The sequence below is a fragment of the Streptomyces sp. NPDC059003 genome (assembly GCF_042740445.1).
GTDB lineage: Bacteria > Actinomycetota > Actinomycetes > Streptomycetales > Streptomycetaceae > Streptomyces.
Map to the genome: position 1 here is coordinate 1 of NZ_JBHYJH010000213.1, position 13,089 is coordinate 13,089.

The following is a 13,089-nucleotide window of genomic DNA, read 5'->3' on the forward strand; positions in this document are numbered from 1 at the left end:
GCGCATCGGCCGCCGCGCCTGCGGTGCCTGCCCTCGTGCCGGACGCGGACACCCACCCTCCGGCGCCCGTAGCGCGGGGCCGAGCTTCGGCCACCGGGCCGGACCGTGCGCGAACACCAGTACCCCCAGCAGCACAAGACGCTCCGCAGCCCTCGCCTGCGGCCCGGGACGCAAACGAACCCCAACGCGCCAGCGGACCCACACCCGCCGAGGGCAGCGCGGCCGCGCAGCTCTCTGGCAGGAGCGAGGACCGCGGCGCGCCCACGGCGCTCACCTCGCAGGCGCCAGTGCGCTGCTTCGCCGACACCGAACTACGGCCGACGCGACTGCTGTACCCGCAGGGCACCTCTCTGCTCGTTCACCCGCCCACCGCCGAGGGAACACAGGCCGAGGCCACCTCCGAGGGAGCTGCCGCGCCGCCCTGGGGTACCGGACACTGGCAGTCCGTGCGCTACAGCGACGGCACCGCCGATGTCGTTCACCCTGCTCTGATCTCACTGCCTGGGCAGCCGCGCTACCGCGGTATCGACGATCCCCGGGAGGTGGAGCGCTGGGAGGAACTGGACCGTGCCGAAGCCCGCGGGGCCGAGCACGCCCAGCTGCTGGCGGGCCTGGTCACCATCGGAGACCGCATGGTGATCGAACGGCGCCTGCGCAAAGGGAAACGGCAGGAAATCCACCCCATCACGAAGATCCAGCTGGGAAAGCGCCGCAGCCGTCCCGGTCGCGAGTTCACCTACCGCGGGCCCCGCGGAGGCACCAACAACGTCTTCTGCGATGTCACACAGACAGTGACCATTGCCCACCCCGCCACTCACCCTGCCGTCACTGCCGCCCACGACGGGCGGCCCCTGACCACCCGGCTGTTGACCCAGCTCTACCAGGAGGGACCGCAACGGCACGCCATCACCGACTTCAGCACCCTGGAACTGGTGGCCGATGGCCAGTTCGCCCTGCACCGGGACACAGGGGGCTGGGAGCTCCTGCCGGCCACCACGGGCCAGACGATCTGGCCGGAGGAATCCCTCGGTCTGGAACCGCATCCGATGCCCCTGGCCGCGCTGCCTGACGCCGAGCAGGCCAAGGCCTTCGCTGAGCAGCTCGCCGCCCGGTTCACCCCTGGTGGCATGGACTTCGCGGCACCCGACCTTCACACCCAGGCTGCCGTCTGGCACGAGGAGAACGGACCGCTGTATCTGGCTCTGCTGGCCGAGCGCGCCGCATTCGACCGCGCCCACGGCCGCGCGGACTCAGCTCTCGCCCGCGGATACGCGCACTTCGAAGCACAGCAGGATCGGCCAGCGCCCCCCGTCGGCATGCAGTGGGCCGACCAGCTCGAAGACGGCGACGCCATCCTGATCCAGGTGGATGATGCCACGGCCTTGCGTGCGATCCGCAGCCACAGCTTGACCTCCACCGGGCTGGTGACCCTGACCTTCGACGACGGCGACCGGGTACATCTGGCACGCAACACGCTCACCCACAGCGACACGGCTGAGGCGGTCACGGACGCCGACGGCGTGCTGTATGCCGACCGCCGGGCAGGATGGGCCGTCCAGGCCGGGCAGTGGCTGGAGCTCGATCTCGACAGCCTCGGGCCCGCGGCACGGGCGGAGCTCGACCTGCCGTCACCGCTGCCCGCCGGGTCACGCATCCGCGGCCAGCTGACCGAGCACGAAGAGAACGCCGACACCATCACCCTGAGGCACCTTCGGCTGCTGACACCCGACCAGCACCGCCAGGCCCTGGCCGAACGACTGACGATGGCCACTCCGGACACCGTCATCGTCCTGCGCGAAACTGCTGCTGCGGGGGAGGACTCCTGGAACCCCAGTGCCCCGGCCCCTCACGGAGTCCCCGAGCAGACCCTGGCCCGCACACCGTCCACGAGCACGACACCAGCCAAGGGGGCGCCGACCGGGGCGGAATCTGACCAGCGGGCTGTGCAGGAGTCCACAGCGGTCCGCCCGACTCGCGATCCCGGCTCCCCTCCCGGCGGGATCAGCGATGCACCCCTACACGGCGCGGACCGTCAACAGCATCAGGCAGGCACGCGGCGCGCGCACCGACCACCGCCCACCTCCACGCCAACGGCTTCCCCGCCCCGGCAGAGCGACGCTGCGGCCACACGCCGCCGCGGTCCCGCCCCCTCACCCCAGCGCGGAACAGCGCCCAAGCCTGCTGCCCCGCGGGCAGCACGCTCTGCCGCCGCCCTTCGCGAACGCGCCCAGTACATCGCTGACCAGGCAGCGGCCGCCACCACTGCCGCAGCCGTACAACAGTGGTATACCACCGCACGCGGGGAAAAGATTCCGCACGACACACGTGTGAACACGCCCCAAGGGGTGAGCGAGTTGAAGGCCCGCCTCATCCAGCTCGAACAGCAGTTCCCGGCTCAGGAGTCCGCCGCCGACGCCTCACTGCCCGTCCGCGCGAGCTTTGCGAGCCGGCCCTCGCCGCACCCCCGCACCGAGACCCAGGCCGCGCCGGCCCCGGCCCAGGCGGCACAGCACCACACCGCGGCCCCCGTGCTGCGCCTGGCCGAAGGACGGGAGTTCCACTCGCCCCAGGACGCCGCCCAGCAGCTGGTCCGCGACCTGCACCGGGCCCTTGAAGACCCCTCACCGCCGAAGGATCCCCGGCTGTACGGCCACCTGAACGGTCAGCCCCTCTACCTGTACTCGCTGATCCGCAAGACGCTGTCCGAGGGCGCCTCGCCGGGGGAATTGCGTGAGCTCTACTTCGGCCTCAGCCAGAACGGCGCAGACCAGTGCTATGCCTGCCTGAGTCCGCGTGATCTCACCGACCTCCCGGCCGAGGCCATTCTCGCGGCACTCCGCACCTGGGCACAAAACCCCAAACCGGTACTGACCGACCTCCGCCGCCTCGTGCCCCTGGCCGCCGACAGCCTGGCGGGCCCGGGCCGCAACCCGCAGCAGCCGAGCCCGCCAGACTCCGCAGCACCACTCGCCGCTGGCGCCCCCAGCTCCACAGACGTGGGCCCCCGTGCGCACCAGCCGAACGACGCTCCGATGGCGCCGCCCTCACAGACGTCCCGGACCGCCCCCCGCCATGCCCCGGCACCGGCAGCGGAGGCCACCACCGCTGTGGAGGGACACCCCGTAGCCGGCACTCCTCCCACCAGCCACGACAGCGCCATCCCCCTGCCCGGCACGGCACGTGAACGGCTCCTGCAGATCGCCCAACAGGCCACCGCAGCCGACCTGGCACCCGCACTCCTGGGCGTCCACGAGGACAGTCGCCAGCTCGTCATCTCCCATGCCACCACCGGGGACAGCGGCCTCGACGCCGACCTCGCCCTGCGGATCCGCAGCGGCATCGATGGCTACCTCGCCGCAGGCCACGATCGCGAGCTGGCCCGCCACGCCGTCGCCATCCGCGTCACCGAGCAGCAGGGCCAAGCAATGCTGGACGCCCCCACAGCCACGCCCGCTCCCTCCGATGGCGAGCAGGCGCGCCTCTACCAGGTGCTGGAGGACGCCGCCGTCTTGTTCGCCGCCGACCTGGCATCCTCCACCCGCGAAGCACGGGCCGCCGCCGACTACCTCAGCACCGCACGGGGGCACGATCTCCACAGCCGGGTGGCCCAGCGCTGGCAGGTCGGACACGCACGCCGCGGCCGCAACAACACGGTCACCGACCGGCTGCGCGAGCGGGGACACACCAACGAAGAACTCGTGCGCACCGGCATCCTGCGTCAGGACCCGGACAGTGGCGCCCTCACCAACGCCTTCTTCCACCGCCTGATGTGGCCCCAGCGCGATCTGGAAGGCCGAGTGATCGGCTTCATCGGACGCACGCTCAGCGACACTGCCAAGCCCAAGTACTTGAACACCGCCACGGACACCCCCGCCGGACCCACCCTGTACAAGAAGAGCCACGTCCTGCTCGGCATGGAACGCCTCAGGGCCACGGACGGGCCCATCTACCTCGGCGAGGGCCCCACCGATCTGATGGCCATCGACGCCGCCCACCAGCACGCTGGCATGCCCCTGCACGCCGTCGTCGGCACGTGCGGAACATCGCTGACAGCCGCTCACGTGCAGCTGCTGAAGGACAACTCCGCGCCCGGCCGGCCCCTCGTGCTTGTCTTCGACAACGACGAGAACGACGCGGGGGCCAAGGCACTCCTGCGTGCCTGGCCACGGGTCAGCTCCTGGCCGGGCCCTGTGTATGCGGTGACTCCCCAAGGGGCGAAGGACCTTGCGAAGATCCACGAGGATGCCCAGCGTGGGCCGAGCGAGGTACTACGGCAGCTCGAGCAACAGCAGCCCCTCCTGGACGCCGTGATCGACGCCGATCTTAAGATCACCTGGAACCCGTCAGGGACGGATGAGGCGGCCGACCATGCGGCCGCGGCTGCCCTCGTAGCCGACCGCTTCTGGGAGCATCAGCAGGCCACGCGGGAGAGCGAACCGTCAAGGGGCGAACTCGAAACCCTCGCCCTGGCCTGCGCGCGCCGAGTTAGCCAGCAGCCCTGGAACCTCCCCCTTGAGGTCACGCTCGGGCAGATGCTCATCGGTCCCAGCATCAAGACGGCGGACGAGCACCAGCGCCAGAGGGCACACGAGCGGGCACGGAGACTTGCCGCTCAGGAATCGGAGAGCACAGCCCCTGACTCCCTGCAGAGCGGAGGGAACATGAACAGCCCCACCGTCCCCGAGGGGAGCGCAGCGGAACCACCCACGGGGTCCCGGGTGGATCAACCGCAGCCGTTCGCCGAACGCATCGTGGACGACTACGCCCACCCGCAACGACTGATCAATCTCGCCAAGGTCGCAGCCACACAGTCCGCGGCCCTGCCGGACGCCGCTGCTGCCGCCACCGCCCCCCTTGGGCTCTCCGTCGACGGCGAGGCGAGCGATGTCGCCCAGTACTGGAGCGAACGCAACCCCTTTGCCCAGTTCGACGCCAACACCCGCCGCACACTCGAAGACGTGCCGGACAACAGCCGCCGCGCGGAGAAGCAGGAGCTACTCCAGGCGGCCGCTGCCACCATGCGCAGCAGCATCAAGGACATGGTGCCGATCGCGCGTGAGCGCTTCGCCGCAGTGCTGCGACAGATCCAGGCCGCGAAGGACGGCGCCGACGCGGCCAGGGCCCAACTGGATGCAGCGGAAGCAGAGCTCGTCAGGGACCTGACTGTCCGCCTGGTGCGGATCATCGCGGCGACGATGGACAAAGCCCAGCGGGCCGGAATGGGGGCTGGGGGCATCCGTCACGCACTCCACCAGATCGTGGGGTGGGACGGCTCCTTGCGGAATACGGATCACGACGCACCGGTCGCCTTCTTCCGCGCCGCTGCCGAGCCCATCTGCGGCCAGGCCCGCGCGGCCGCTCGCGACCTGCGCGTGCAACTTGGCGCAGATACCCAGCAGATGCATCAGCGCGAAGGACGCTGGCAGGAGCTCATCGACAGCCTTGCCGTGGCTGCTCCAAAGACCACCACGCCAGCCCCAGACCCCGACCAAGGTGCGGAGGGCCAGGCCCTCAGGGACGCGGTAGGCAGAGGGCCGGAGCCCGAGGATGATATCGATGCCCCACCAGAGGCCCCGCCAGCCCCCCCGGTCCCCGAGGAAAGCGAGGAGGACAAGGCTTTCTGGGAGGAGCTATCCCGATGGCCGGAACGAGAGGATGCCGTCGATACCGCTTCAGGAACCCCCACCTCAGTTCCGGCCCGCCACCCGAGCGGCGTAGAGGGGACAGAGTCCGCGCCCACGCCGCGGAACAGGGCCGCCCCCCGAACGGCGACGTCCCCCGAACCCGCTGCCGGGAAACGGCCACATCGCACACCGGGCCTGACGCCCGGTTTCACCCTCACCCTGACCGCACTGGGAAACGCCCCGTACACGACCGAAAGCCGCACGGCTGCGTCCGCACGCCTGAGCCAGGAGCTCATCGCGATCCTGGACGCCTACCGCCTTGCCCAGCGGCCTGACGCCGGTGACCCCGCACCGTACGGCGACATCCGCTCCGTTCCCCTCACCATCAGCGCCGAGGAACTGGGCTCCCATGACCCGGTCTTGGTGCTCAGGTTCGGAGATCCACCGCACAACGACCTTCGTCTGCCACGCACACACCTGTCCCACCTGCACGGATCACGGCTTCTCGCCGCGATCGAATGGCAGGCATGCACGACGAACGACCACGTGATAGCGCTATCGGCGGTCTGGTTCGAGCAGCTCACCGCGATCCTGCCCGACGACCAGCTCGACACCACCGTCACGAAAGCGGAGTTCATCGAACTCCTGGAGGCCTACGCCGACCTCCACGACGACGCGTACCGGGACAATGCAGACCCGGTGAGCATGCGGGCAAATGAAGCCGTTGCCCACTTCGCTCAGCAGCGACCCGGCGAAGCCCTGCTCCGCCTCGCTGACAGCGGCCACCGATGGATACGACACGGCTCGCAAGGATGGACTCACCAACCAAGCCGACGTTCCCTCGACGGGCCGCGAGCATCCGACACGGCCCGCATCACCCCCGCCAGCACGAACCCTGAACCGCCAAGCCACGAGGAACCAGCTGGACTTCCTGCCACGGACAACGAGCCATCCGACGTGCGGATGAGCGAGATCCCCGGAGAGGTCTCCAAGCTGCGGGCGGACGTACGTGCCGTGAACCAGGCTGCGGATGCGGCACCTGGCAGGACACCGCCCGCACCGGGCCCTCATACCCGCCCGGACACCGCCGACGCCGCGCCACGGTCAGACGCAGAAGCAGCTCTCAGCGCCGAGGACGCAAGACTGCGCCTGCGCCTGGAGGCAGTCCGGCCCCGCCAACATGCCCTGCCCCCGGGCATGTACACCCACCTCTCCGACCTCATCGACGAGATCGACTCTGCCATGGCCAAGACCCGCCGGCTCCATCAGGCCGACGGCAAGCCGCTGATGAACCGGTTGCTGCGCATCATCGTCCGCACGAACGAGATCCTGAGCCCCATCTGCAGGAAACTCCACCTGCCCGGGATCCCGCAGGGACTCGAGCGATTCATCGCCCGCATGCGCGGCGCCCCGCGGCCTGGCACACCAACACCTGCGGACCAGCTTGCCTCCCCCTACGGAGACCGCTACCTGCAAGACCTCAGCCACAGGCAGCGAGCCATCGAGAAGTCAGCCGCCACGCCCGGCTTGGCCAGTGAAAGCCGCGCCAGGCTCCAACGCGAGTGGCTCACGAACCGAGCCCGGTGGTTCGCCCATTACGAACGCACGCACGGCTCCGCCCCGGGAGAGCTCATCCCCGAAGAAAGCACCCTGGTCGCAGGTGCTCCGCCCACTCCCAGCACCGCCAAGGCGTATGACACCCTCATCAGGCAACTCCACGCCGAGGCCGACACACGACGCAAGAGGTATGGAGAGGACGACGCCAGCGCGGACCTTTACAAGCGCGCGGCTGCTGTCTACCAGGATCGGCTGATCGGCCGGCCCCCCGAACGCGACTACCCAGACGCCCTCATCTCGCCCAGCGTTCTGCGCACCGCGGCTACGGCTGTCGCCCGCGAACGCAGCGCTTCACCTCTCACTATCCAGGCTGCATTCGGCCACGAGATGCCCTACGACCTGGCGAACCACACCCTCCAGCTGCTCGAAGCCCGCGGCATCGTCGGACCCTTGATCGGACGCACACAGCGCGCGGTCAACGTACGCGACGAGGCGCAGGCACAACAGTGGCTGGCGGCTGCCCAGCGCAGCCGCGGCCCGGCCCCTGCATCGCCCGCCACCTCCAAGGCGCCGCGGCCTGAACCGGCCGTCGGCACGGTCCCAGTGGCCGACCCACTCGCACACTACTCCGAGCAGCGCATCGCTGACCTCACCGAAGAGGCCAAGAAGCGCACTCGGCTGCAGACGACTCCGAGCAAGGCGGTGCGCGGTACGGAGCCGCCGTTGAGCGAGGCCCAACGAGTGGCCTCCAGCCAACAGACCACCTCTCTGACCGCGACCTATCGGTGAGATGGCCAAGCGGACCATTCCATGGACGCCTCGCGCCCCTGGACACCCGGGACGGCTCGAACGACGGCGCGGCAGCACTGCGGCACTCCGGGCAGGCCGGGCTGCAGGACCAGGGTCCGCAGCGCCGCGGGTCCGCAAGGCGGGAGAACTGCTGCATGCATTCCGGCAGACGGGAAGCGGGCAGCTGACGCACGTGAGTGCAGCGTGCCACTGCAAGGAGCCGTGAGCAGCAGGTTCCGGCGCAGCCGATCCAAGCCACGCTCCGAAGCGTGCGCCCAGGGGAAATGCGCGATCTGCGCGAATACACACTCTCCGAGGACCTCAGGGACCGTATACCGTTCTACGTGACCATCGACTACCGCAATCTGGGGCACGAGAAGCTGTTGCCCGATCTGGATGATGGTGTGGGCATGCGCACTGCAGCAGGCCGCGAAGTACCACAGACCCTGTTGCTCAACTACACGGGCGCGGGTGACGGAATCGATCAGTGCCGAGGCGCGGTACCCAGGAGCCGACTACAGCCCCAGTCCACCATGAGACTGTGCACCGTCCACCTGCTGGCCAAGGGGGACCGTCCCGCGGTGATCTCGTACAAGGGTGAGGGGAAGAGCGCGAAGCTGCTGCGATGGCGGGCCAGATAGCCGTAGGCGAGGCTGGAACGACGTTCTCGACAGGAGTCACGGCGCGTGGATACGAGTTGGCTGCCCCACCGTGTGGGGCCTCGTTGAGGAGCTCGACGGCGCGGCTTGTCGCCGTCGCCTGCGCCAAGCGTTCTGGCCCGCCAGCAGCACCGCCTCCACCCGGCGGCCAGCGACGGCTACGGGGCAGTGCCCTCGCAGAGGGCGTGCTGGGCATGGCCTAGGCTGCCCACGAGCTCCGCCATGTGGGCGGTGTCCTCAACGTCGCACTCCTGGTATCGGGTGCGGGCAGTCTGGTAATGGCTTCGCGATGACGTCAGTTCACGGGATGTGCCCATGCGGGCTCCCCTCCTGAGGTGCTGCGCAGCGGACAGCCGGAAGGTGTTACCGAGCCATTCGTGGGTTCGGGCTGCCTCTTCGGAGGCCAGGGTCTGCTGGAATTCGGTGAGGGCCGCGCACAACGCTCTTTTCGCCTCGCCGAAGGAGTGGGCGCGCCCGAGCAGGCGGCCCTGGCAGGCCAGTGCTCGGGCGGCGTTGTAGTGATCGCCGGTGGCCAGGAGGGTGCCCGGGCGCGTGCCAGGCGGTCGTGTGCCGCTTGCTGAGGGCCGGTTGGGCAGGGGTGGTACTCGACGTGTCCTGCCCCCACGATGTCCGTCAGCGCCGCCTGGTGGTCATTGCCGAGGTGTTGGTGCACCTGGCCGGCCAGGGTGAGGTAGTTCCGTGCCTGCTGCAGTCGCTCGGCATCCACTCCGGTCCGGGTCATGGCGCGGCTGGCGAGCGTGGCGGCCAGTTCGCGCCAGGCGTGCGCCATCAGGTGCTGGTCGCCCCGGCGTTCGGCGAGCTGCAGGACCTGGTCGAAGCAGCGCTGTGCTTCGCTCCAGTGGCCCAGGCTGCGCCGTGTGATGCCGAGCTCCGTGCGCAGCGCGCTCTCGATCTGTCCCGAAGGTTCGGGGGCTCGGCTGAGTGCGTTCAGGGCTGTCTCGTGGATGGCGACAACTGCCTGGCGGTGGCCTGTCGTGCGTGCCCACTGTCTCAGGTTGTGCACCAGGTGCCAGGTCGTGGGGAAGTCGCCTGTGGCGTGGGCGGCCCGGGCCAGGGCGAGGAGGGTGTCTGCATGGCTGGCCGTCCACGCGCGTGCCGAGTGCTCATCCACGAAGGGCGGCATGGGCAGGGGGGCGGGGGTGTCTGAGATCTGGGGGGGGGTGGGCTGGTGGTGGGCGGGGGTGAGCAGGAGGTCGGCGTGCGCGGTTGCGGCGATGGCGTAGGCCAGGGCGCGGGCTTGGACCTCGGGCGGGTTGGTCGCGTCGCCTTAGGCTGTCTGGTGTGCCGCGTGCAGGCGGATCCGGGCCGCGGTGAAGCGGAAGCCCTTTCTGTGGTCCTGGTCCTGGTCGGTGCCGCTGGTCTGCTCGAGGAGACCAGCGCGTGTGAGTGTCTGCAGGGCGTTGGCGGCCCGGGGTACTGGAAGGTCGCTGATCGCGGCGGCCTGGCGGGCGTCCAGGGTATGGACCTCCTCCGGCAGGCGGGCGGCACGCCGGTAGGCGAGTGCGGCATCGCGCGGAAGCGCCGCGTAGGCCGCGTCGGGGTCGTCGGGGGCGGTCACGGAGGGGCCTTCTGTGCGGGGCTGGGTGCTCACGGCGGGGCGGGGGAGTGGCAGGAGGTGATCAGTCCGCGATCGTGTGGGCGGTCTGCTGGAGTGCGTAGTTCCACGCCTTGTGGGGGTCGCAGATGGCCATGGTGCTGGCCCGGCGCAGGACGCGCAGGAGGCTGTGGGCCCGGTGAAAGTGCTGTGTGATGCCCTGGGATTGGGGTGGCAGGGGCATGTCCGGGTGGGCGAGAAGGGTGTCGGCGAGGGCGTTGAGCGTGTCGGCGAGCCAGAGGTGGAGGACGCCGGTGAGCCAGGCGCGGCGGTCGGGCCGAGCGACCTGCCTGGAGCGGGCGGTCACGAGTGCGGTCAATGCTGCGACGACGGGCGGAGCGGCTGCGGGGCAGGTGAGCAGGTCCAGGTGGGTGCGGGAGATGAGCCGGGCCAGGTCGGCGCCGCGGGGGCCGAAGTGGAGGGCGGGGCTTATCAGCGTCGGCGTGTGAGAGGGGTGGCCGGGACACAGGATGTGGTCGGGCTGCAGGTGGCCGTACTGCGGCCGCGGGGCCACGGGCAGCTGCTCCAAGCGGTTCAGCAGGCCGCCTTGGGCTGTGGTGAGGATGTCCGCGCTGAGGGCGGCCGGGGCCTGCGGGGCATCGGTCCGGGCGAGCTGCGCCGCCCACGGCGCAGGGAACTGCAGGCGACGCAGCCCCTGGATGATCGGGCTGGGGGCCGGCGTCCTTGAGTTGGGGAGCAGGCGTTTTGTGGCGGTGGCGTTGAGGATGTCGGCCACGTGAGTCAGGGCCCGCGCGGCGCGCTGGGGATGCTCGCGCAGTACGTCGCTGAGCGTGGTCAGGGTCGGTGTCTGGGTGAAGAGGACTCCGTCGACGACTCCGGCCGGGGCGGTCACGGCAATACCGGCCTGCCCCAGGGCTTGGAGGTCTCTTTCCTGGCGGAATTCCCTGGTGCGCCGGGTTTGCCGGTAGGCGGCCTGCTGGCGGCGGATATTGTCGCGCGTGCCGTGAAGACCGTGCAGCAGCGTGCTGAGACAGGTTCCCGCGAGGGTGTACTTGGCGACGAAGCGGTGCTCTGCGAGGTGGACGAGGAAGACGACGCTGTGGAGCGCAGGAAGCAGATCGAGGCGTATGCCGTGGCCGGGCCATTGCCGGGCGGCTGCGGCGCGCACGTGCCGCTCGGCAAGGACCACCAGGTCGGCGTGGCTCTGCGGGGCCGCTTCGGTGGTGTTGGCGCTGCGGTGCGCACCCAGCAGTCCCCATGCGTGCATCCGCCGGACGAGGTCCGCACCGTTCGAAGCCTGGGCGGTGCGCAGGAGTTGTTTGATGCGGGCTGGGGTATCCGCGGCCGGGATGAGCGCTGCGGCGGCGATGTCGCGGGGGTGAGACCACCGGGCGATGGCCGGGATCAGGCGGAGCTGGACGTCATCGAGACCGGGCAGAGGGGAGTCGATCGCCGGAGGGCGCAGGCCGTCGGTGAGGAGCGCATGCACCAGGGGCGGTGCGCCGTCCACGCCGTAGCGGCGATGGAGATCGCGTACGTGCCGTCTGAACGTGGTGGGATCCATGCCCAGTTGAGCGGCCGCTGCCGGGCCGGAGACGCAGGTGAGGAGAGCCTCGGCGACCCTTTCCTGGTCCGGTGTGCGGCCGTCGGGAGAAGGCGGGGCAGGGGAGTCAGTGGTGGCTGTCATCGCAGGATCCAGGGCCGGGAGGGTGAGGAATCAGGCAGAGCGGTGGGGGGCAGCTTCGGTCAGGCGCGGGTGAGCTCGGCGACGACAGAGGTCATCGCGGTCCAGGCTGTGCGCGGGTTGTTCACCGTCGTGAGCGTGCGCAGCCAGTTGAGCAGCGCGCGGATGCGGTGATGGTGCTGCAGGATGCCTTGGGCGAGGGCGGGCAGGGGCAGACGTGGTGGTGCAGTGACCGTGTTCACGAGAGTGATCAGGCTGTCGGTGAGCCACAGGTGGAGCACGGTGCGCACCCAGGCTTGCTGGTCGGCCCACAGGTTGCTCACCCGTGTGCTGAGCAGTGTGTCCAGGGTGGTGAGGGCCTGGTCGACGGCGGGGGTACCCGGGGTGGTGATCAGGCTCAGCACCGTCTGGGAGATCAGGCGGGCGAGGTCGACGCCCGCAGATCCGCGCTGGAGGCGAGGACTGAAAAGGACCGGGCTTTGGTCGGGGCCGGGCGGGACCAGGATGTGATCGGGCTGGAGGTGGCCGTAGTGCACGGGGGGTGCAGGCGCAAGGCTGCGCAGGCTGGGCAGGATCTGATGGACCCCGTTCGTCACCGCGTTCACGACGCTGCAGTGCTCGGAGTCGGGTAGGCGGGCGCTGCGGGTGAGGTAGCGGTCCCAGGACTGCGGGGAGCGCAGCGCGATCAGGGCGCTGATGGTCTGGGAGGTCAGCACGCCGTGCGCGGCGTCGCCCAGCTGTGCGCTCGCCAGCGTTGCGTGTGTCGTGTGCGCGGCTGTCTCCAGGGCGGCGAGCGCGTGGTCCGGCTCCTTATGGATCAGGTCAGCGACCGTGATGTGGGCCGGGAGCATCTCGGTGAACAGCACTACCCGTTCACAAACCCGAGCCACATAGAGGAAGCCTCCACACCTCCGGAGGATTGCTGATCAGGTTCTCTAGCCAGGAAGCCAGGTCCGGCGGTACATCCAGGATGGCACAACAGGAAACCACGAAGCTCCTTGCTCTAATCGGTAGTTGACACCTTCGCAATGGCAAGGAGGTTCACCGCGTCACGCGCCCCATCGCCTGATCCGGCTACGTTGGGAAGAGCTCTCTGTTTCCCGGAGGCTTTTCAGGACTCCGGGCCGATGTTGTCGGTCTGATCGTTGGGCTCGGGATCGGTCCCCTCGGCGTGGCGTGCGAGTTGTCACTACTGGCACG

6 protein-coding genes are annotated in these 13,089 nt (G+C 69.7%); 2 read left to right on the forward strand and 4 right to left on the reverse strand.

Features of this window, described 5'->3' with window-relative positions; genetic code table 11:
• Nucleotides 1–446 precede the first annotated feature (446 nt).
• Entirely contained in the window at nt 447–7,970 is a 7,524-nt protein-coding gene (locus tag ACFWZ5_RS40390) for a toprim domain-containing protein (RefSeq protein WP_384892218.1), read from the forward strand.
• Nucleotides 7,971–8,314: 344 nt separating this feature from the next.
• Complete coding sequence (locus tag ACFWZ5_RS40395; protein WP_384892221.1) at nt 8,315–8,611, forward strand: hypothetical protein; 297 nt, start codon at nt 8,315–8,317, stop codon at nt 8,609–8,611.
• Nucleotides 8,612–8,924: 313 nt separating this feature from the next.
• Here the strand turns inward: ACFWZ5_RS40395 and ACFWZ5_RS40400 are convergent, their stop codons facing one another.
• From ACFWZ5_RS40400 to ACFWZ5_RS40415, 4 genes are all read right to left on the reverse strand, one after another.
• Nucleotides 8,925–9,761, reverse strand: a complete 837-nt coding sequence (locus ACFWZ5_RS40400) for a hypothetical protein (RefSeq protein ID WP_384892224.1) — start codon at nt 9,759–9,761, stop codon at nt 8,925–8,927.
• Between the two features lie 156 nt (nt 9,762–9,917).
• On the reverse strand, nt 9,918–10,208 hold the full coding sequence (locus tag ACFWZ5_RS40405; RefSeq protein ID WP_384892227.1) for a hypothetical protein: 291 nt from the start codon (nt 10,206–10,208) through the stop codon (nt 9,918–9,920).
• A gap of 61 nt (nt 10,209–10,269) precedes the next feature.
• The gene (locus ACFWZ5_RS40410; protein ID WP_384892230.1) at nt 10,270–11,892 is read right to left on the reverse strand and encodes a hypothetical protein; all 1,623 of its coding nucleotides are present in this window, start codon (nt 11,890–11,892) and stop codon (nt 10,270–10,272) included.
• A 59-nt stretch (nt 11,893–11,951) separates the two neighbouring features.
• Nucleotides 11,952–12,755 (reverse strand): hypothetical protein, encoded by an 804-nt coding sequence (locus tag ACFWZ5_RS40415; protein ID WP_384892233.1) that lies wholly within the window; start codon nt 12,753–12,755, stop codon nt 11,952–11,954.
• Nucleotides 12,756–13,089: the final 334 nt, after the last annotated feature.

Bases quoted from the DNA above. Each gene is read 5' to 3' on its own strand.
- ACFWZ5_RS40410 (WP_384892230.1), bottom strand. From the start codon at position 11,892: ATGACAGCCACCACTGACTCCCCTGCCCCGCCTTCTCCCGACGGCCGC.